15 protein-coding genes are annotated in these 20,360 nt (G+C 68.2%); 3 read left to right on the top strand and 12 right to left on the bottom strand.

Annotated features, from left to right (window positions below; all coding sequences use genetic code 11):
- Nucleotides 1–54 precede the first annotated feature (54 nt).
- From EJP69_RS20805 to EJP69_RS20755, 11 genes are all read right to left on the bottom strand, one after another.
- Complete coding sequence (locus EJP69_RS20805) at nucleotides 55–810, bottom strand: ABC transporter ATP-binding protein (RefSeq protein ID WP_093209092.1); 756 nt, start codon at nucleotides 808–810, stop codon at nucleotides 55–57.
- On the bottom strand, nucleotides 807–1,787 hold the full coding sequence (locus EJP69_RS20800) for a branched-chain amino acid ABC transporter permease (protein ID WP_126472365.1): 981 nt from the start codon (nucleotides 1,785–1,787) through the stop codon (nucleotides 807–809). The genes EJP69_RS20805 and EJP69_RS20800 overlap by 4 nt, the downstream gene beginning before the upstream one ends.
- Nucleotides 1,784–2,704 carry a branched-chain amino acid ABC transporter permease gene (locus EJP69_RS20795; protein WP_126472364.1) on the bottom strand — a complete coding sequence of 307 codons (921 nt, stop codon included), beginning with the start codon at nucleotides 2,702–2,704 and terminating at the stop codon, nucleotides 1,784–1,786. The genes EJP69_RS20800 and EJP69_RS20795 overlap by 4 nt, the downstream gene beginning before the upstream one ends.
- 132 nt (nucleotides 2,705–2,836) lie before the next feature.
- On the bottom strand, nucleotides 2,837–4,042 hold the full coding sequence (locus EJP69_RS20790; RefSeq protein WP_093209084.1) for an ABC transporter substrate-binding protein: 1,206 nt from the start codon (nucleotides 4,040–4,042) through the stop codon (nucleotides 2,837–2,839).
- A 264-nt stretch (nucleotides 4,043–4,306) separates the two neighbouring features.
- Nucleotides 4,307–4,546 (bottom strand): F0F1 ATP synthase subunit C, encoded by a 240-nt coding sequence (gene atpE, locus EJP69_RS20785; protein WP_012745530.1) that lies wholly within the window; start codon nucleotides 4,544–4,546, stop codon nucleotides 4,307–4,309.
- Between the two features lie 272 nt (nucleotides 4,547–4,818).
- The gene (locus tag EJP69_RS20780; RefSeq protein WP_126472363.1) at nucleotides 4,819–9,525 is read right to left on the bottom strand and encodes an RICIN domain-containing protein; all 4,707 of its coding nucleotides are present in this window, start codon (nucleotides 9,523–9,525) and stop codon (nucleotides 4,819–4,821) included.
- A 225-nt stretch (nucleotides 9,526–9,750) separates the two neighbouring features.
- The gene (locus EJP69_RS20775; RefSeq protein WP_093209079.1) at nucleotides 9,751–10,602 is read right to left on the bottom strand and encodes a class I fructose-bisphosphate aldolase; all 852 of its coding nucleotides are present in this window, start codon (nucleotides 10,600–10,602) and stop codon (nucleotides 9,751–9,753) included.
- A gap of 48 nt (nucleotides 10,603–10,650) precedes the next feature.
- Nucleotides 10,651–11,661 carry an aldo/keto reductase gene (locus EJP69_RS20770; protein ID WP_240652249.1) on the bottom strand — a complete coding sequence of 337 codons (1,011 nt, stop codon included), beginning with the start codon at nucleotides 11,659–11,661 and terminating at the stop codon, nucleotides 10,651–10,653.
- Nucleotides 11,658–12,689, bottom strand: a complete 1,032-nt coding sequence (locus EJP69_RS20765; RefSeq protein WP_093209076.1) for an ABC transporter permease — start codon at nucleotides 12,687–12,689, stop codon at nucleotides 11,658–11,660. The genes EJP69_RS20770 and EJP69_RS20765 overlap by 4 nt, the downstream gene beginning before the upstream one ends.
- Nucleotides 12,686–14,200, bottom strand: a complete 1,515-nt coding sequence (locus EJP69_RS20760) for a sugar ABC transporter ATP-binding protein (RefSeq protein ID WP_126472362.1) — start codon at nucleotides 14,198–14,200, stop codon at nucleotides 12,686–12,688. The genes EJP69_RS20765 and EJP69_RS20760 overlap by 4 nt, the downstream gene beginning before the upstream one ends.
- A 14-nt stretch (nucleotides 14,201–14,214) precedes the next feature.
- Complete coding sequence (locus EJP69_RS20755; protein WP_093301435.1) at nucleotides 14,215–15,261, bottom strand: substrate-binding domain-containing protein; 1,047 nt, start codon at nucleotides 15,259–15,261, stop codon at nucleotides 14,215–14,217.
- Nucleotides 15,262–15,442: 181 nt separating this feature from the next.
- On the opposite strand from EJP69_RS20755, the gene EJP69_RS20750 reads away from it, so the two are divergent.
- From EJP69_RS20750 to EJP69_RS20740, 3 genes are read left to right on the top strand one after another with little or no spacing between them, the layout of a single operon-like run.
- On the top strand, nucleotides 15,443–16,930 hold the full coding sequence (locus EJP69_RS20750) for an FGGY family carbohydrate kinase (RefSeq protein ID WP_126472361.1): 1,488 nt from the start codon (nucleotides 15,443–15,445) through the stop codon (nucleotides 16,928–16,930).
- The gene (locus EJP69_RS20745; protein ID WP_126472360.1) at nucleotides 16,927–18,696 is read left to right on the top strand and encodes a glycerol-3-phosphate dehydrogenase/oxidase; all 1,770 of its coding nucleotides are present in this window, start codon (nucleotides 16,927–16,929) and stop codon (nucleotides 18,694–18,696) included. The genes EJP69_RS20750 and EJP69_RS20745 overlap by 4 nt, the downstream gene beginning before the upstream one ends.
- The gene (locus tag EJP69_RS20740) at nucleotides 18,693–19,448 is read left to right on the top strand and encodes a GntR family transcriptional regulator (RefSeq protein WP_126472359.1); all 756 of its coding nucleotides are present in this window, start codon (nucleotides 18,693–18,695) and stop codon (nucleotides 19,446–19,448) included. The genes EJP69_RS20745 and EJP69_RS20740 overlap by 4 nt, the downstream gene beginning before the upstream one ends.
- 9 nt (nucleotides 19,449–19,457) lie before the next feature.
- On the opposite strand, the gene EJP69_RS20735 is transcribed toward EJP69_RS20740, so the two are convergent.
- Entirely contained in the window at nucleotides 19,458–20,345 is an 888-nt protein-coding gene (locus tag EJP69_RS20735; RefSeq protein WP_126472358.1) for a DMT family transporter, read from the bottom strand.
- Nucleotides 20,346–20,360: the final 15 nt, after the last annotated feature.

Genomic DNA, 20,360 nt, shown 5'->3' with positions numbered 1-20,360 from the left:
CGCCGTAGCCGGCTTCGATGGATTTCGCTTCGAGCAATGTCATGGTGGCCGTGTTCATGAATGGCCTTCGGCTTCGGTGCCGAGGTAGACGGCCTGCACGTCGGGATGGCCCCGCACTTCGTCGGCGGTGCCGCTCATCAGCACCTTGCCCTGCACCAGCACGGTGAGCCGGTTGGCGAGGCGGAACACCGCGTCCATGTCGTGCTCGATCAGCAGGATGGCCATCGACGCGCGCAGCGACTCGATCAGCTCCACCATGCGCGCCGATTCGTCCGGTCCCATGCCGGCCATCGGTTCGTCGAGCAGCAGCAGCTTGGGCTCGGCCGCGAGCGCCAGCGCCACGTCGAGCGCGCGCTGCGCGCCGTGCGGCAGCGTGCCTGCGATGCGCGTGCGCTCGGCGCCGAGGCCGACGCGCTCGGCCAGCGCCACGGCGCGATCGACGAGATCGCGCTCCTTCGCGCGCGGCGCCATGAAGCGCAGGCTGGTGCCTGCATGCGCCTGCGCCGCGAGCATCAGGTTGTCGTGCACGGTCTCCTTCGGGAACACGCGCGTCACCTGGAAGCAGCGCGACATGCCGGCGGCCACGCGCTGGTGGTCCTTCAGCTTCGTGATGTCGGCTTCGTCGAGCAGGATGCGCCCGGCATCGGCTTTCAGCAGGCCGGTGATCAGGTTCACCAGCGTGGTCTTGCCCGCGCCGTTCGGTCCGATCAGCGCATGCACCTCGCCGCGTTCCACGGTGAGGCTCACATGGTCGGTCGCCAGCAGTCCGCCGAAGCGCTTGACCAACCCTTCGATTCTGAAAAGGCTCATGACTTGCTCCCTCGCCCCTCTGGGGAGAGGGTTGGGGTGAGGGGCATGCGGCGCTTGTACAGGGCAGCAAGTCCCTTGGGTGCCCACAGCGCCACGGCGATCAGCAGCAGCCCGAGCGGCATGTGCCAATGCTCCGTGTGCTGCTTCAAGGCTTCTTCGAGCACCAGCCAGACGACGGCACCCACCGGCCCGCCCCAGCTGCGCCCCAGCCCGCCGATGACGACCATCACCAGCAGCGTGGCCGACTGCGTCCAGTGCATCGTCGCCGGGCTCACGAAGCCGTTGCCGCCAGCGAGCAGCGCACCGGCCAGCCCGGCGATGGAGCCCGCGATGGCGAAGGCCACCAGCTGCAGACGGAACACCGGATAGCCCAGCGCCCGCATGCGCGTCTCGTTGTCGCGGATGCCCATCAGCGCATGGCCGAAGCGCGATTGCGTCGCGCGGTGCAGCCACCACAGCGTGAGCGTCACGATCGCCAGCACCACCCAGTAGAAGTTCGCCTCGTTGCCCAGGTCCAGCCCGGGCAGGAGCGTGGGCCGCGACATCAGCGTGTAGCCGTCGTCGCCGCCATAGCGGCGCAGCGACACCACCACGAAGTACAGCATCTGCGCGAAGGCCAGCGTGGTCATGATGAAGTACACGCCGCGCGTGCGCAGCGCCACCGTGCCGATCAGCGCGGCGACAAGGCCGGCCACGAGCGCGGCCGCGGGCCACATGATCCAGCCCGACATCACGCCGGAGTCGCTGAGCGCCACCACCGTGTATGCGCCCACGCCGATGAAGCCCGCGTGCCCCAGCGCCACCATGCCGCCGAAGCCGAGGATGAAGTTGAGGCTCGCGGCGGCCAGCGCCACGACGAGCACGCGGCGCACGAAGCCGATGTAGAACTCGAGCCCGAAGGCGGGCGCGACCAGCGGAAACGCCGCGAGCAGCACGAAGAGCAGCCCGAGGCCGATGTAGCTTGACGATGTCTTCATGCGCGTGCCGAGAAGAGCCCGGAGGGCCGGAAGATGAGGACGACCACCATCAGCGCATACATCGCGACTTCGGCGAACAGCGGGCCCAGGTCGGCCGCGGTCGCCGGTGGCAGCGTGGCGCGCAGCAGCATCGGCACGAAGGCGCGGCCCACGGTGTCGACCACGCCCACGAGCAGTGCGGCCACGAAGGCGCCGCGCACCGAACCGATGCCGCCGATCACCAGCACCACGAGCGCCGGAATCAGGATGGCCTCGCCCATGCCGACCTGCACGGCGACGATCGGGCCCATCAGCGCGCCCGCCAATGCGGCCAGCGCCGCGCCGAGCAGGAACACGCCGTTGAAGATGCGGCCCACGCGCACGCCCATCAGCTCGGCCATCGGCCGGTCGGAGGCGCCCGCGCGCACCCGCATGCCGATGCGCGTGTGGTTCACCAGCAGGTACAGCGCCAGCGCCACCAGCAGGCCGCCGACAAGAATGACTAGGCGATAGGCCGGGTAGGGCAGGCCCTCCATCAGGTCGACCGGCCCCGAGAGCGCGGCGGGCGTCGGCGCCATCACCGGCGAAGGGCCCCAGGCCATCTTCACGATGTCGTCGGCCACCAGGATCACGCCGAAGGTGGCGAGCACCTGCGCGAGGTGATCGCGCGTGTAGAGCCGGCGCATCAGCAGCACTTCGAGCAGGAGCGCCACGACCACCGTGATCGCCACCGCAATGACGATGGCCGCCGCGAACGAGCCGGTGCGCGTGTGCGCCTCGGCCGCCACGTATGCGCCGGCCATGAAGAGCGAGCCGTGCGCGAGGTTCAGCACATCCATGATGCCGAACACCAGCGTGAGCCCCGCAGCCAGCAGGAACAGCATCAGCCCGTAGCCGAGGCCGTTGAGCAACTGCTCGAGAACAAGAATTCCACTCATAGAACCATCAGGAGGGTTGCCCGCATTGATTTCAGGGAACACCGAGGAACCGGCTTCGCCGGGCCTCAGGTGTTGCCCCCGGTAGGGGGTTGGCAAAGCGGACACGAAGTGCCGCGCAGCCTGGGGGCGAGCCTATTTCAATGGGCACTTGTCGGCGTAGGAGTCGCCGTAGTTCGTGAGCACGGTGTTGATCAGCTTGTTCGTGACCTTGCCCTGTGCGTCCTTGCCGATCACGCGCAGGTAGAAGTTCTCGACGGGATAGTGGTTGTTCGCGTACTTGAAGTTGCCGCGCGTCGAGGCGTAGTTGGCCTTCTTCAGTGCGGCCACCACGGCTTCGCGGTTCTGCGCGTTGCCTCCGGCCTGCTTCACGGCGGCGTCCATCGCGAGGATCGCGTCATAGGCCTGTGCCGCGTACACCGACGGGTAGCGGCCGTTGTATTCCTTGCGGAACGCGGCCACGAAGGCCTTGTTGGCGGCGTTGTCGAGGTCGTGCGCCCAGTGCGAGGTGTTGAAGAGGCCGAGCATGGGCTCGCCCACTGCGCCGATCACGTCCTCGTCGGCCGAGAAGCCGCTGGTCACGAGCGTGATGTCCTTCGACAGGCCCGCGCCCACGAACTGCTTGATGAAGTTGATGCCCATCGCGCCGGGCAGGAAGAAGTAGATCGAGTCGGGCTTGGCCGCGCGCAGCTGCGCGAGTTCGGCGGCGTAGTCGATCTGGCCGAGCTTGGTGTAGAGCTCGTCGGCCACCTGCCCCTTGAACTGGCGCTTGAAGCCGCCCAGCGCATCCTTGCCGGCCGGGTAGTTGGGAGCGATCAGCACGATCTTCTTGAAGGCGCGATCCTGCGCGAACTTGCCGGCGGCCTCGTGGAACTGGTCGTTCTGGTAGGCGGTGCCGAAGAAATAGGCATTGCACTGCGCGCCCGCGAACTGGCTCGGGCCGGCGTTGGCCGAGAGGTAGGGCACCTTGGCGTTGAAGAGCGTCGGGCCCACGGCCAGCGCCACGTTGGAGCCGATGGGGCCGCTGAAGAGGTCGATCTTGTCGCGCTGGATCATGCGGTCGACCAGCTGCTTGGCCTGGTCGGGGCTGCCGGCCATGTCGGCCTGCACGAATTCGACGTCCTGCCCGCCGAGCTTGCCGCCCAGCTGCTTGATGCCGAGCGCGAAACCGTCGCGCGCCTCGGCGCCCAATGCCGCGAACGGCCCGGAGATGTCGAGGGCCAGGCCCACCTTGACAGGGGCGGCCGTGGCGGACACCGCAGCACCGAGGACTGAGCCGCACAGCAGCAGCGAAAGCAGGGTGCGCGGCAGCGCGGGCGACTTCGGGGGCAGGCGGCTCATGGGTTCTCCGGCAGGAAAGGATGCAGAAACAACGCACCGGCACCGCCCCATGCGGCACCGACGACATCAAACCGTTGATAGCTAAATACTTTAGCTGTAAACAATTTGGTGTCAACAGTGCTAGCACGAATGGTGCCAATACGTCGTCTTGCTTCCTGATGCGCGGGCCTGTTTAAGGAACACCGCGGAACCGGCTTTGCCGGGCCGCCGGTGTTGCCCCCTGCAAGGGGGGCGAAGCGACACGAAGTGCGCGAAGCCTGGGGGTTAGCCAAAAGGATTTGCGGTGGCGAACCAGAGGCCGATGCCGGTGGCGATGATGAACGCCCCGTCGGTCACGCCCGCCACCAGGAAGAACTTGGTCTGCAACGTATCGACCAGCTCGGGCTGGCGCGCGGTGCTCTCCAGGAACTTCTGGCCGACCAGTCCGATGCCGAGGCACGAGCCGAGGGCGGCGACGCCGATCAGCAGGGCCACTGCGAGGGGAAGGATGTTGAAGCCGGTCATGGTGTTTTCTCCTGGTTGGTTGGTGAATCGAGGCACTGATTGCTTCCTCGATGGACGTACTTTCCCAGAGCGGCTGCGCACGGTCCATGACGTGAGAGGTCATGGAGCGGATGCAGCCAATGCAGACGAGACAAAGAAAAAAAGCCGCCCGTGAAAACGGGCGGCTCCTTCGCGGAACACCGCGGAACCGGCTTCGCCGGGCCGCAGGTGTTGCCCCCTGCAAGGGGGTAGGCGAAGCGACACGAAGTGCGCGCAGCCTGGGGGTTTGCCTGCTACTGAAGCTGCGTCCAGTTCTGGTTGTTGCCGCCGTTGCAGGTCCACGTGATCAGCGCCGTGTCCTGCGTCGTCGCATTGTTCGGCACGTCCAGGCACGAACCCGAGGCGCGGTTGCGCAGGGCCGCGCCGACCAGGCTCCACTGCGTCGTGTCGCCGGCCGAGCAGGCCAGCTGGACCACGGCCGCATTGGTCGTCGCGGTGCCGCTTTGCGCCAGGCACAGGCCGCTGTGTTCGGCCTTGAACTGCACGAAGCCGCCACCGAGCTGGGTCACGGTGAAGCGCTCGTTGCCCGCGTTGCCGCACGGCCACTGCACCACCGTCGTGCCGCTCGTGGTCGCCGCGCCCTTCACGTTCACGCACAGGTTGCTGTGGTTCGAGCGGATGCGCGTGACCACCGGCGTCGGGTCGTTGTCGAGCGAGCGCACGTATTCGCGCAGGGCGACCACGTCGTTGGACGGCAGGCTGGAGGCGTTGCCGTGGCCGCTCGTGAGAACGTCCTGCAGCGTGGCCGCCTGGCCGTTGTGGAAGAACGCGGTGGTGTTCCACGTGCCCAGCAGCGTCGGCGTGTCGAAGCCCACGCCCGCCAGCGGCTGGTTCATGCCCTTGCCCGAGGAAGCCTGGATCGTGCCCACGTCGTGCCGCACGCCGTCGCGGAAGGTGGCGCCGGTGTGGCAGGTCGCGCACTGCGCCGTGTTGAACACGGTCTGGCCGCGCGCGGCGTCCACGCTGAGGCTGCCGTCCGCCGCACGCGCGGGGCTGCGCATGTACTTGGTCAGCGAGGTCAGGTAGGCCGCGAGGTCGTCGAGCTGCGCGCTCTTGCCGGCCTTGGGCGCGCCCAGCGGGTCGGAGGTGGCCGCGAAGTCCGCGTTCGTCAGGAAGCCGGTGCCGCCGAACTCGTTGCGGATGTCGTTCTCGAAGTCCTGCACCTCGTCGAAGTTGGCCGTCCAGTGCAGCTTGCCGTGGCCCAGGCCGCGCCGGCCCTGCAGGCTGATGGTGCGGCGCAGGCCCTCGCCGCGCTGGGTGAAGTCCCACACCATGCCGTCGTCGCCGCCGTCCGCATGGCAGCTCGCGCAGGAGATGTAGTTGTCCTTGCTCATGCGGCGATCCGACGCGTTGTAGAACACCTGCTTGCCGCGCAGAGCTGCCGGCGACATGGGCTCCGCAGCGACCGTCGACACGGTCTGCAGGAAGGTCGGCACATTGGTCTCCGACGACAGCACCGTCGCCACGTCGTGCACCGTCACCGAGCGCGCCAGGAAGTTGTTGACGAACAGCCGCTTGCGCGTCGCGTCGAGGTACAGGCCGTGCGGCGCGCTGCTGGCGTTGATCTCGCCACGCACCGCGCGGCTGTACGGATCGACGATGGCGACGCGGTTGCCTTCCATCTGCGCGACGAACAGGTAGTCGCCCGAGGGAGAGAAGAGCGCCGCGCGTGCCGGTGCCCGGTCGTCGAAGTCGATCTGCTCGCCGAACTCTTCCGCCGCCGTCTGCAGGTTGACCTGCGACAGGATGGAGCGCACCGTCTGGTCGTGCACCAGGTTGTTGCCGTCCCGGTACTTGCCGCGCACGATGTTGTCCTTCTTCGAGGGCAGCACGGCACGTGCGCCGTCGGGCGAGATCACCACCTGGCTCAGGTAGTTGGCCACGCCGCGCGCGCGGCTCTCGGTGTCCACCGTGGTGGTGTCCACCGGCAGCGCGACGGTGGTGATGGCGCTCATGCTCTGCAGGTTCACCTTGTGCAGCTGGCCGCCCGTCATCTTCGACTTGAAGCGCGTGACGTAGGCCACCTGCGAGCCCGACTCGACCGCGATGCCGCGCAGCGCGCCCTCCAGCGCGACCGCGCCGGTGGTGGTGCCGTTGCTCGGGTTGAAGCTCATCAGCACCGACTTGCTTTCCATCGTCAGCAGGCCCTTGGTGCCGTCGGGCGTGAAGGCCACGCCGTAGGGGCCGCTGCCGTAGGCCAGCGGCACGGTGGCCGAGAGGCTGCCGTCGGCGGCGTTGAGCACCACCAGCTTGTCCTCGCCCTGCACCGTGACCCAGATGCGTCCGTCGGGGCCGACGGCCAGCGTCTTCGGCTCGTCGCCCACGCGCACTTCCCAGCGCTTGACGAGGCTCTGCGAGTCGATGGCGGCGACCGTGCCGCTGTCGGGGTTGACCGAGTACACCGAGTTCGCGTCGCCCGCGATGTTGGTGGTGTGCGTGGGCGCCTTCGCCGTCACCGGCATGATCACCGTGAGGTTGTAGGTGTAGAAGGTCTCGCGGCCGCTGGCGTCCTTCACCGTCAGCGTCACCGTGAAGTGGCCGGGGCGCGTGTAGGTGTAGCTGTAGTTCGCCTGGTTCGAGTAGGCCGTCTGCGTGCCGTCGCCGAAGTTCCAGCGGTACTGCGCGCCGCTGCTGCCCAGCGTGGCCGGGTTGAACACCAGCTGGCCGTTCACCAGCTTGGGCCCGCCGCCGATGCCGGGGTCGCCGATGATGGCCTGGCCGCGCAGCGTGTTCACGTCGGTGTCACTCAGCACGCGGCCGTAGACGCGCACTTCCGCCAGCGTGCCCTTGAAGAGCGCCGCGTTGCCCTGGATCTGGCCGAGCACCGCGAACTTGTTCGACAGGCCCTTGTTGCCCGTGGGACCGGTGGAGGTGGTCTTCGCGCCGTCGACGTACACGGCCTGCGCGCCGGAGGCGGCGTCGCGCGTCATCACGACGTGGTGCCAGGTGCCGTCGTTCACCGCCGCGGTGGAGGTGGTGCCGCCGTCGTTGCCGACCGAGAGCTTGATGCGCCCGCTGTTGTCGAGCCAGCCCCAGAACACGTCGTCGGCGCCGCCGGACTGGTCGCGTCCGAAGATGCCGGGCGCGGTCCAGGAGTTCGGGCCGCCGGCCTGCGTGGTCTTCATGTAGAAGCTCAGCGAGGCGCTGCCGCCCAGCACGGTGGCCACGGTGTCGCTCTTTAGCGGCACGCCGGCCGTGCGGTTCGCGAAGTTCAGGCCGATGCTCTCGAAGGCGTCGCCGGTGGCGGGCGTGCCGTTGTTGGCGCCGATCTGGTCGGAGAGGTTGCCCGCCAGCGTCCAGTAGTGCATCAGGCCGATTTCGGCGGCGTTGCCGGTGTGGAACACCGACTTGTAGTCCGCGCCGATGGCGTTGCCCGCATAGTCCTTCACGCCGTTGGCCGGCAGGAACACCTCGTAGCTGGTGCCCGGCTGCAGCGGCTGCGCGGGGTGGAAGTTGATGATGCCCAGCTGCACGCTGTAGGTGCCCGCCAGCGTGTTGCCGCCCACCGGGCGCACGATGAAGGTGTTGGAGTTCACGCTCTCGGGCAGGATGCTGTCGCTCATGCCCAGGCCGATGCGCGAGGTCAGCGCCTGCTGCTTCGAGTCGCCGGCGGGAGAGACCTGCCTGACTTCCGGCTTGGTGGTGTCGGGGTCGACCTGGTGCACGACGAAGCCGCTGCCCGAGCCGTGGTCGTTGCCCACGAAGATCAGGTTGCCGAAGGCCGCGACCTGGCCGTTGTCGGAGTGCGAGAAGTTCGGATCGTCCTCGCGCAGGATGCTGCCGCGGCCCACTTCGACGTGGTTCAGCGGATTGCTCACGTCGACCTTGTGGATGTAGGTCTGCGCACCCTGGATGACGTAGTTGTCCTGCGTGGCGCAGTAGAGCTGCTCGTCGATGACGAGGCGGTTGTCCTCGGCCACGAAGTTGGAGCGGTCGCTCAGGTCGTAGCTGTACATCTTCGCGCCGCCGCCGCGCGCCGAGGCGTGCAGCGTCTTGCCGTCGAAGCAGGTGGCGTAGTAGTTGGGGTTGGAGCCCACGGTGTCCAGCACCTTGGGGTTCAGCGGGTCGGAGATGTCGAGGCTGGAGAAGCCCGCGGTGTTGTCCATCGAGGTCAGCACCATGTGGTTGCCCATGGTGAAGATCGGGCCGATGCGGAAGCCGCCGAGCTCCCCGGTCGGCACCGGATTGGGCTTGCCGGCGCCGCGGTTCGCCACCACGGCGTTGGCGGGGTCGGTGGCATCGACGATGAATATGCCGCGGCCCGCCGAGGCCACGTACAGGTAGGGCGCCTGCCACCAGAGCTGCCAGGCGACGTTCTCGTAGTCGCCGCCGTTGACGCCGGGCAGCGCGAGCTTCTTCACCTGCTTGATGTCGTTGACGTCGGTGAAGTCCCAGAACTCGACGCCGTTGATGCTGGGCAGCACCACGTACGTCTTGCCGCCGATCTTCGCGGTGCCGAAGGAGTGGGTCTCGCGGAACTCCTGCGTGCGGCCCTCGGGCTCGTAGATCTTCTTCACGAGCTTGATCTGACGCGGGTTCGAGATGTCGTACAGCAGGAAGCCGCCCGGGCCGAGGCCGCTGTCCGGCGCGAAGGAGGTCAGGAAGTAGCCGTTGACCATGATGCCGGCGTTCATGCCGTAGTCCTTGCGGCCCGGGTAGGTGGCGGGCACCTCGCGCGACTCGTAGGCATTGCTGTGCGCCGGGTCCAGCGGATGCGCGGCACTGGTGATCATCGAGACCGGCTTGAACAGCTCGGCCGAGGTGTAGGTGAGATTGCCGAGGCCCGGTCCCTGCAGGGGGAGAGGATCGGCCACGGCTTCGGCCACCGCCGTCGCCATGTTGTTCAGGGTCGTCATCGGACTGACCCCCGTGATTGCCGCGTGCGTCAGCAGCGTGACGAACGGCAGCAGGAACGCCATCAAGTAATACCGGATTTTCATCGTCGCCTCCAGGTTGTTTGAAGTCCGCAGGGGAACCGTTTTCTTCTCGGCCAACTAACTCCGTGTTTGTCTTTTCTCTTTGTCTCTCTCGTCTCTTCCTTGCCTGCCTGGGCGCGTGGCAGAAAACGCGCGCGCAGGACGCACCCCGGCGGGCGACGCATCCGTCGCCCGCCGTGAGCTTTCTTCCTTCTTTCTTCCTCCTAAAGAGGGCGCGTATTCGTCATGTCATTTCGCGCCACCCGATTCGTAGATGTCCCATGCCTCCTTGGCGCTGGCGCCGCGGTGGATCATGGCCATCAGCGCGTCCACCACCGCCGACGGATTGCCGTGCTGGTAGACGTTGCGCCCGTACACCATGCCGACGGCGCCTTCGTCCATCAGCACGCGCGAGCGCGCGAACACCTGCTGCAGGTCCTCGCGGCCGCCGCCGCGCACGAGCACGGGGCAGCGCGCGGCCTGCACCACGCGGTGGAAGTCCTTGGGGTCGGTGGTGGGGTCCGCCTTGATGATGTCGGCGCCCATGTCGCGCGCCAGGCGCACCAGCGTGACGATCTTCTCGGCATCGCCGTCCACCGAGTAGCGGCTGCCGGCCGACGGCGCCTGCATCACCAGCGGTTCGATCATCAGCGGCATGCCGTAGCGGTCGCAGTCGGCGCGCACGCGGGCGATGTTCTGCACGCACTGGCGGAACAGATCGGGCTCGTCGGGCAGCATGAAGAGGTTGACCACCACGCAGGCGGCGTCGCGCTGCACCGCCGGCAGCACCGGGTCGTGCTCGTTCTGCAGCACGGCCCACATCACGCGGTGGCGCGTGGCGTTGTAGGGGTTGCCCATGTCGATGCGCATCACCAGCGCGGGCTTGTCGCGGCCGGGGCGGTCCTGCAGCAGGTCGGACTGGCCGTAGTTGAGCTGGATCGCGTCGGGGCGGGCGGCCACGAGACGGTCCATCACCGAGGGCATGTCCTCGAGGCCGTCGAGGAAGCTCGGCTCGTTGCACACGCCGTGGTCGAGCGCGATGTCCAGGCAGCGCCCGTTGTTGAGCAGCCTGTTCAGGCGTGCGGTCTTGTCCTTCGACATACGGAAAGAAGTCCTTGTGTGTTGTGTGACAGAAAAGAAGAGGGCGGCTCAGGCCAGCGAGCCCAGGTGCCTGCCGGCTGCCGCGTCGATCAGCTGCAGCGCGGCGTCGTGCAGGCGCACCGAACCGGCGCCTGCGTTCTCGATGGCCTGCTTGCTCACGCGCGCGCCGCACAGCGCCACCGAGATGCTTCCGCGTGCCAGCGTCCAGGCGATCATGAGTTGGCCGAAGGAGCATTCGAGCTGCTTGCGCAGCGGCTCCAGCTCCTCGAAGAAGGCCTTGAGCTTCGCGCGGTTCTGCGCGCTGAAGCGCGGGTTGGTGGCGCGCTGGTCGTCGCCGGTGAACTTGCGCTCGGGGTCGATGGGGCCCGCGAGCAGGCCCAGCGCCAGCGAGGAGTAGCCCAGCACCGCCACGTTGTGCTCGGTGCACAGCGGCACCAGCGTCTGCTCGATCTCGCGGTCGATCAGGCTGTAGCGCTCCTGTGCGGCGTCGACCGGGCCGTACCGGAGGTATTCGGCCAGCGTCTCGGGGCTCACGTTGCTCACGCCGATGGCGCGGATCTTTCCCTGCTTCTTGAGTTCGAGCAGCGTGCTCATCGTCTCTTCGACCGGCGTGGTGCTGTCCTGCCAGTGCGTGATGTAGAGGTCGATGTAGTCGGTCTGCAGGCGCTTCAGGCTTTCTTCGGCCTCGTGGATGATCGACTCGCGCCCGAGGTAGCGGTACACCGGGTGGCCGTCTTCTTCGAAGAAGTGCGTTCCCTGTTGGGTGTGCCAGACCAGGCCGCACTTGGTGGCGATCACGGCCTCGTGGCGCCGGCCCTTCAGCGCGGTGCCGACGATGCTCTCGGAGCGCCCGAGGCCGTAGGCCGGCGCGGTGTCGATCAGGTTCACGCCCGCGTCCAGCGAGGCCTGGATGGCAAGCACGGCGGCCGCGTTGTCGCCGCCGCCCCACATCCAGCCGCCCATGGCCCAGGTGCCCAGGCCGATGGCCGAGCACTCGATGCCCGACGGGCCGAGCGTGGTCTTCTGCATGGCCGATGCGTTGTTGGTGCTGTTGCTCATCGCTTGGTCTTTCTCGTGTTCATGAGGTGGTCGATGGTCACGGCCGCGAGCAGGATCACGCCCTTGATCACGTCCTGCCAGTAGGGCGACACGTCGAGCAGGATCAGCGAGCTGGTCACCACCGACAGCAGCGCCAGGCCCAGCACAGCGCCGAGCACCGTGCCCGAGCCGCCCTTGAGGCTGGCGCCGCCGATCACCGCGGCGGCGATCACGTTGAGTTCCATGCCCATGCCGAAGGTCGGCGTGGCCGCGCCGAAGCGCGCCGTGTAGATCACGCCCGCGAGCCCGGCCGATGCAGCGCACAGCACCGTGACCCAGAACTTGACGTGGCCCACGCGGATGCCCGAATAGAGCGCAGCCTTCTCGTTGCTGCCGGTGTAGAACACGCGGCGCAGCAGCGAGGAGCGGCGCAGCACGAAGTCGCTCACCACCACGATCACCAGGAAGATCAGGATCACCGCCGGAATGCCGAAGAGCGTGCCCTGGCCGATGAACTTGAACTCCGCCGGCAGCGAGAACAGCGACTGCGGCGTGCCCTGCGTGAGCGCGAGGCACAGGCCGCGCACGATCACCATGAAAGCCAGCGAGGCAATGAAGTGATTGAGCCCGATGCGCGTGACGCAGCCGCCGATCATCGCGCCGATCATGGCGCTGGCGGCGATGGCGATGAGCCCCGCCGTCCACGGGTCGAAGCCCATGAGGAAGAGCTTGCCCGTGACCACCATCGCGAAGCACACCACCGAGCCCACCGACAGGTCGATGCCACCGACGATCAGCAGGATGGTCATGCCCACCACCACGATGCCCTCGATGGAGAACGACAGCAGCATCGCGCGCACGTTGTCCCAAGTGAGGAAGTAGGGCGAGGCGAAGCTCATGCCCACGCACAGCGCGGCGATGATGAGCAGGAGGCCCATCTCGCGCATGCTGCCGAGTTTGCTGGCGGGTTTCACGGGACCTCCTCCTCCCGATTGGCGTTGCTGGAGACCGGGGGCAGTCCCCGCATCGAGTTGTGCTGGGTAATTCATGCTGTCGCTTCCTCTTCGCAAAGTCCGGAGGCCAGCCGCAGCAGCGCCTCTTCCGTCATGTCCTTGTCTTGCACCTCGCCGGCGAGCCGGCCGTCGCGGATCACCAGCGCGCGGTCGCACAGCCCGATGATCTCGGGCAGCTCCGAGGAGATCACGATCACGCCCACGCCCTGGCTGGCCAGGTCGCGCAGGATGTGATGAATCTCCGACTTGGCGCCCACGTCCACGCCGCGCGTGGGCTCGTCCATCAGCAGCACCGACGGGTTGGTGGCCAGCAGCTTGGCGATGGCCACCTTCTGCTGGTTGCCGCCCGACAGGCTCGCGACGTCGATGTCGACGCCGTCGGACTTGAGCTTGAGCTTGGCGCCCAGCTCGATCGCGAGCTTGCGTTCGCTCGCGCGCTGCAGCAGGCCGAAGCGCGAGCTCACGCGCTTCAGTGCCATCGACGCGATGTTCTGCGCGATCGGCAGGTCGAGATAGACGCCGGCCGCCTTGCGGTCTTCGCTGAGATAGGCGATGCCCTCGCGCAGCGCGTCGCTGTACTTGCGGATGGCGAGCTCCCTGCCGCGCAGCCGCACGCTGCCGCCGCGGGCCGTGCGCAGGCCGCAGATGGTCTCGGCGAGTTCGCTGCGGCCGGCGCCCATCAGGCCCGCGATGCCGAGGATCTCGCCGCGCTTGAGCCTGAACGACACGCCGTGCACGCGCTCGCCGTCGGCGATGTCCGTCACCTCGAGCACGTGCTCGCCCGACGAGGTTTCATCCTGCTTGGGCGGGTAGTAGTTGCCCAGGTCGCGCCCGACCATGCGGCGCACCAGGCCGTCGGCATCGAGCTCGGCCAGCGGGCCGCTGTGCACGTCGCGCCCGTCGCGCAGCACGGTCACGCGCGAGCAGTGCGCGAAGATCTCGGCCATGCGGTGGCTGATGTAGATGATGCCGATGCCCTGCGCCTGCAGGTCATGCAGCACCTTGAAGAGCGCGGCCGATTCGTTGTCGGTCAGCGCGGCGGTGGGCTCGTCGAGGATCAGCACCTTGCAGTCCAGCGTGAGCGCCTTCGCGATCTCGATGAGCTGCTGCGTGGAGATGCTCAGGTCCTTCACCAGCGCGGACGGGTCCACGTCCTGCCCCAGCCGCTGCAGCACCTTCGCCGCGCGTTCGTTGAGGCTCGCGTAGTTCATCCACGCGCTCTTGCCGGCGTTGATTTCCGGCATGAAGATGTTCTCGGCCACGGTGGCGTCGCCGCACAGGGCGATCTCCTGGTGCACCAGGCCGATGCCCAGGCGCATGGCGTGCGCCGGGCCGTCGATCACCACCTTCCGGCCGTCGAGCGAGATCTCGCCCTCGTCCGGCTGGTGGATGCCGTCGATGATGTTCATCAGCGTGGACTTGCCCGCGCCGTTCTCGCCGCACAGGGCGTGGATCTCGCCGCGGTGCAGCGTGAAGTCCACGCCCGAGAGCGCGCGCGAAGCGCCGAAGCGCTTGCTGATGCCCCGCAATTCGAGCAGTGCGCTCATCGCTTCGTGCCCATTCACTCGCCGATGCCCTTGGTACCGCGGCGGGCGAGGTACTTGTCCCAGTAGAAGTCGTCGGCGTTGGCCTTGCTCACCACCGACAGGCCGTTGTCCAGGAAGGGTACGGCCATCGGGTTGGTGCCGTTGCGCTTGGCGTCGTTCATCGGGTCGATGAGGCCCGGGTTCTTGGCCAGGAACAGCATCATCATGCCCATGTAGCCCTGCATGCCCTGGTTCGGGTTGATGGAGCCGAACACGTCGCCCGACTTGATCATGTCGAGGATCTTCGCGTTCACGTCGCAGCACATCACCTTGATGTTCTTCTTGGTCTCGACCTTGGCCTGCGCCGCGCCGAGGGCGGAGTTGGCCTCGGGCATGAAGAGCGCGCCCAGGTTCGGGTTGGCCTGCGCGAGGCTCAGCACCGCCTGGTAGGCCTTGTTCGGGTCCTGGTTGCTGGCGGCGCGGCCGACCAGCTTCATGCCGGGGTGCTTGGCCTTCATGCGGTTGATGAAGGCGGCGATGCGGCGGTCGTGGTTGTCCTGGCCGGGGTTCTCCAGCACCGCGTATTCGCCCTTGCCGCCCAGCGAGGCCGCGATGGCGTCGGCGGCCTGCGTGCCTTCGCGGTCGTTGTCGGAGGTGACGAAGGAGGTGCGCTTGGAGTTCGGCGAGTCGGCCGCGAAGGTGACGACCGGGATGCCCATCGCCGCGGCACGGTTGATCGGCTCGATGAACGGGTCGGGGTTCATCGGGTGCAGCAGGATGCCCGCGGGCTTGCGCGCCAGCTCCTGCTCGAAGGACGCGAGCTGCTTGTTCACGTCGTACTCGGGCGTGCCGGTGTAGCGGGTGCGAACGCCCAGCGTGCGGCCGAGCTGCTTCATCATTTCGTAGACCGGAAACCAGTACTCGACCCCCGACACCATCACGTTCATCACGTAGACGTCGCTCGAATTGCCGCGCAGGCCGCCTGCCGCGGCGGGGGCAGCCGCCTGCTGCTGCGCGAACGCGCTTGCGCCGGCCAGGCCGATGCCGGCTGCGGCTGCGGACTTCAGGAAATTACGCCTCATTTTTTGTCTCCTCACGTTGGGTGGCACAGCTTGTGGCTGCCGCTTTTCAGGGCAGCCCTTGGAACCTCTTTGTCACATCAGTTGTTATGACAGGCTAGAATGTACGCGCTGGCCGTTTGCAGGGATAACTAGGGGAAACGCTACTGGCAAGGTGCTTTTATTCAGCCGAAGCTGTTATGACATGAAGCCAAACATACTGATCGGCATCGACATGGGGTCGAGCAGCCTGAAAGCCCTGGCCCTCGAAGCCGGGAGCGGCCGCTCCGTCGCCCTGTCCCGAATGCCACTGCCGCACGACCGGCTGCCCGGAGGGGGATGCGAAGTGAGCGCGACGGCCATCCGCGCAGCGCTCACCCACGTGCTGCGCGACGTCGCCCATCAACTCGGAGACCGCGTGGCGGAGGTCCGCGCCATCGGCTGCACCGGCCACGGCGCGGGGCTCTATGCGCTCGACGCGCGCAACGAGCTCGTGGGCGGACGCGCCGTCGCCTCCACCGACCAGCGCGCCGACGCGCGTGCCCGCTCCCTCGCGCTCGGCCACGGCCCTGCGCTCTTCGCCGACGTGGGCTGCCAGCCCTGGCCCGGCCAGCCCACGGTGATCGCGGCCGAGCTGCTGGGCACCGATGCCGTGCAGCGCGGCGCGGTGCGCCGGCTGATGTTCGCGAAGGACTACCTCGGCTTCCTGCTGACGGGCGAGATCGCGACCGACGCCAGCGATGCGAGCACCGCCGGGCTTGTGTCGATCGAGACGGGCACCTGGTCGCAGGCGGCCTTCGATGCGTCCGGCATCGCGGATCTCGGCCCGCGCGTCTTCGGTCCGCTGGTGCCCAGCGGCGAGATCGTCGGCAGGCTGCGGCCTTCGGAAGCCGCGCTGTGCGGCCTGCCCGCCGGCATTCCCGTGGCGATGGGCGCCATCGACCTGCTCGCCTCGATGACCGCGATCTGCGCCGAGGGGCGCTCGCGCGCGGTGTCGGTCTTCGGCACCTGGTGTGTGAACGCCGTCATCGGGCCGGTGATCGAGCCCAAGCCCGCGGTGGCCGCCGTCGTCAATTTCGGACGCGAGGACAAGCGCCTCTACATGGAGAACAGCCCCTCGTCGATGGCCAACATCGCATGGCTGGCCGGCGTGCTCGGGCTGCCCGATTCGCGCGCGGTGGTCGACCTGGCGATGTCGGTGCCGCTGGGTGCCGGCGGCCTGCGCTTCCTGCCTTTCGTCAACGGCGGCGGTGGCGTGACGGCGGGCTTCGTCGGCCTGAAGAGCCATCACACGCGCGGCGACATGGCGCGCGCGGTGGTCGATGCGGTTGCCGCGCTGCACGCACGGCACACGGCGCGCCTCGCGGCCTGCGGGCTGCCGGTGTCCGCATCCACCGTGCTCGGCGGCGGCGCAAGCGACACGCGCCTCGTGCGCCTGCTGGCGGGCTTCCTCGGCCACCCGGTCGAGCGCTGCGCCGACGACGAGACCGGCGCGCGCGGCGCCGCCATCTACGCCGCCATGTCGCAAGGCATCGACCGCGCGGAGCAGGGCAGCGCCCTGCTCGCGCCCTGCGACACCGTCGCACCCGACGCAGCCCAGGCGCGCGCCCATGCCGACTTCATCGCCGGCTTCAACGAACTGATCGACACCATGTCTCCTGTGTTTTCCCATCTGGCGGGAGGTGCCCGATGAGCGCCTGGCAACTGCCTTTCGTTCGTCCTGCTTCTTTGGCGGACCGCCATTTCTCGACGGTCATCATCGGCGCCGGCATCAACGGCGTGGGCGTGTTCCGCGACCTGTGCCTGCAGCGCGTGGACTGCCTCATCGTCGACAAGGGCGACTTCAGTGCAGGCGCCAGCAGCGCGCCCTCGCGCATGATCCACGGCGGCCTGCGCTACCTGGAGAACGGCAGCTTCTCGCTGGTGGCCGAGGCCACGCGCGAGCGCAACCTGCTGCTGCGCAACGCGCCGCATCTGGTGCAGCCGCTGAAGACGGTGGTGCCGCTGTCGAGCTTCTTCGGCGGCCTGATGAGCAGCGCGCTCAAGTTCTTCGGTCGCACGCCGCCGCAGCGCACGCGCGGGCTGCTGGCGGTGGCCGCGGGCCTGCGCCTGTACGACCTGCTGGGCCGTCGCCAGCGCGTGATGCCCAACCACCGCATCAGCCGCGTGCCGCCGGGCGACCGCAGCCTGTTCCGCGCGGCGGTGCGCTGGACGGCCACCTTCTTCGACGCGTGGATCAGCCACCCCGAGTGGCTCATCCTCGAGCTGATCGGCGATGCCTGCCGCGACCAGCCGCGCTCGGCCGCCACCAACTACTGCCGCGTGATGGGCTGCGCGGGCAACATCATCACGCTGCGCGACGAGATCACCGGCGCTCTGGTGCGCGTGACGGCCGACACCGTGGTGAACGCCAGCGGTGCCTGGCTGGACCGGAGCACCGCGGTGCTCGGCGGCGGCGGTCCGCGCGTGATGGGTACCAAGGGCTCGCACCTCGTGCTCGACCATCCCGCGCTGCGCGATGCGCTCGAAGGCCGCATGGCCTACTTCGAGGCGGTGGACGGGCGCGTGTGCATCGTCTATCCCTTCCTCGACCGCGTGCTGGTGGGCTCCACCGACATCCCGGTGGAAGACCCCGACAAGATCGCGACCGAGCCGGAGGAGGTCGACTACCTGCTCGAAGTGCTGGCCGAGGTGTTCCCGAACCTGCGCTTCGACCGCGGCGATGTCGTCTACACGTACGTCGGCGTGCGGCCTCTCGCGCGCTCCGACGCCGACAAGCCGGGGCAGATCTCGCGCGACCACTCGGTGGTGCTGGATCCGCCGAGCGCCACGCGCGATATTCCCGTCGTCGGCCTCGTCGGCGGCAAGTGGACCACCTTTCGCGCGCTCGCCGAGGAAGCCACCAACGAAGTGCTGAAGCAACTGGGCCGTCCGCGCACGGCGTCGACGGACATGCTGCCCATCGGCGGCGGTGCCGAGCTGCCGGCCGATGCGCAGGCGGCCGAGCGCTTCGTCGAGCGCATGGTCGGCGCCTCGGGCATGAGCCGCACGCGCGCGCAGGTGCTGCTGCGGCGCTACGGATCGAAGGCGCTGCCGCTGGCGCAGCGCCTGGCCGCCTCGGGCGACATGCCGCTGCGTCATGCGCCCGACTATTCGGTCGCCGAGCTTTCGTACCTGTGTCTCGAAACCGGCGTGGTGCACCTGGACGACCTCGTGATCCGGCGCACGCTGCTGGCAATTCGCGGGCTCGTCACCGACGCCGCGCTGGCCGAGATGGCCGGCATCGCCGCCGAGGCGCTGGGCTGGGACTCGGCGCAGCAGCATGCCGAGCTGAAGGCCTGCGCCACCGCGCTGCGCGAGCGCCACGGCGTGCGGCTTTCGCCGGTGGCGGCCGATGCGCCGGCATCTTTCGATGCATCATTGATGACTCCTCAGGCCATGGGCCAGCCCTCGACGTGAACTCTCAGACCGAAATTTCGACCGTCCTCGACCGCGACTCCGAGTCCCCGCTGTGGGCCCAGTTCCGCGACGCGCTGCGCATGCAGATCCTGCAGGGCGTGCTGCCCATCGGCGCCAAGCTGCCGTCCGAAGCCGAGCTGGGCGAGCAGTTCGGCATCTCGCGCATCGTGGTGCGCGAGGCGCTGGCCGACCTGGTGCGCAACAACCTCATCTACAAGATCAAGGGTCGGGGTGCCTTCGTGTCGGCGCGCGAGCGGGATGAAGACTTCGTCTCCACCGTGCTCGGCTTCTCCGACGAGATGGAACGCAAGGGCCGCTCGGTGCGCACGCAGATCCTCGCGCAGGAGCTGCGCGCGCCCACCGAGCAGGAGGCCGCGTCGCTCGGCCTGACCGACGACACGCAGGTGGTCGCGCTCAAGCGCCTGCGCAGCGTGGACGGAGAGCTGCGCCTGCTGGTTGAAACCGTGGTGCCCGCCGACCTGGCGCCCGGCCTGCACCGCACGCGCCTGGACGACCGCTCGCTCTACGACGTGCTGCGCCGCCAGTACGGCCTGCGGCTGGTGCGCGCAGAACGCTGGATCGACGCCGTGCTGCCCGACGCCGAGACCTGCGACCTGCTCAACCTGCCGCAGCCCGAGCCGCTGCTGCGCATCGAGTCGATCGCCTACGGCGCCAATGGCAGGCCGCTGGAGCACTACCGCGCGCTGCACCGCTGCAAGACCAGCCGCCTGCACGTGCAGACGACCACCTGAGGTCTGGGTTCAGCTCCTGGCTGTCTTCGAGGGCCAGAGCACCGAGGCGATGGCCACCATCATCAGCGCCACCGCCACCCAGTCCTGCCAGTGCACGGCCTCGCCGAGCCACACCGCGCCGCTGAAGACGCCGAGCACCGGGATGAACATCACGCTCAGCGTCGACGCGATCGGCGGCAGGCCGCGCGCAAGGTAGAACCACGCGGCGTGGGCGAAGCCGAAGATCAGCACCGCGTTGTAGAGGATCGAACCCCATGCCACGCGGCCCGGCCAGTAGAGCTGCTCGCGCTCGAAGAGCAGCGAGAGCACCGTCATCACCACGGCCGTCATCGCGGTCATCCAGAACGAGAGCGTGAGCGTCGGCAGGCCGATGCGCGTGTGGCGCAGCAGTTGCGTGCCCAGCGCCCACGTGGCCGCGGCCACCAGTGCCAGCGCCACGTAGCCGGGCCGGCCCGACAGGTTCGTGAGTTCGTGCCACAGCAGCAGCCCCACGCCGACCGCGCAGGCGCCAACGCCCAGCCACGCGCGCCGCGTGAGCGCGGCGGAGAACAGCAGCGCACCGATGACGGCCGAGAACACCGGCATCGTGTAGCCCAGGATCGCGGCGCGCCCGCCCGAGAGTGCCTTCACCGCGAGGATGATGCAGGCGTGCCAGACGAACATGTTGGTGGCGCCCAGCCAGACCAGCTCGGGCCACGCGCTGCGCGGCACGCGGAACGGCACCTTGAGCCACACCAGCGCGATGGCCAGCACCGGCAGGCCGAGCCAGATCGAGATCGCGCGGAAGCCCAGCGGCGGGTAGTCGGCCACGCCGAGCTTCATCACCGGCCAGTTGAAGCCCCACGCGAGGGTCAGGAGAACGAGGATGACGAACTGGCGCGGGGTGAAGGAAGGCATGGGGCGCGATTGTGG

It is taken from the genome of Variovorax gossypii, from assembly GCF_003965815.1.
Lineage (GTDB): Bacteria > Pseudomonadota > Gammaproteobacteria > Burkholderiales > Burkholderiaceae_C > Variovorax > Variovorax gossypii.
This window is presented reverse-complemented; position numbering and strand designations above follow the sequence as displayed.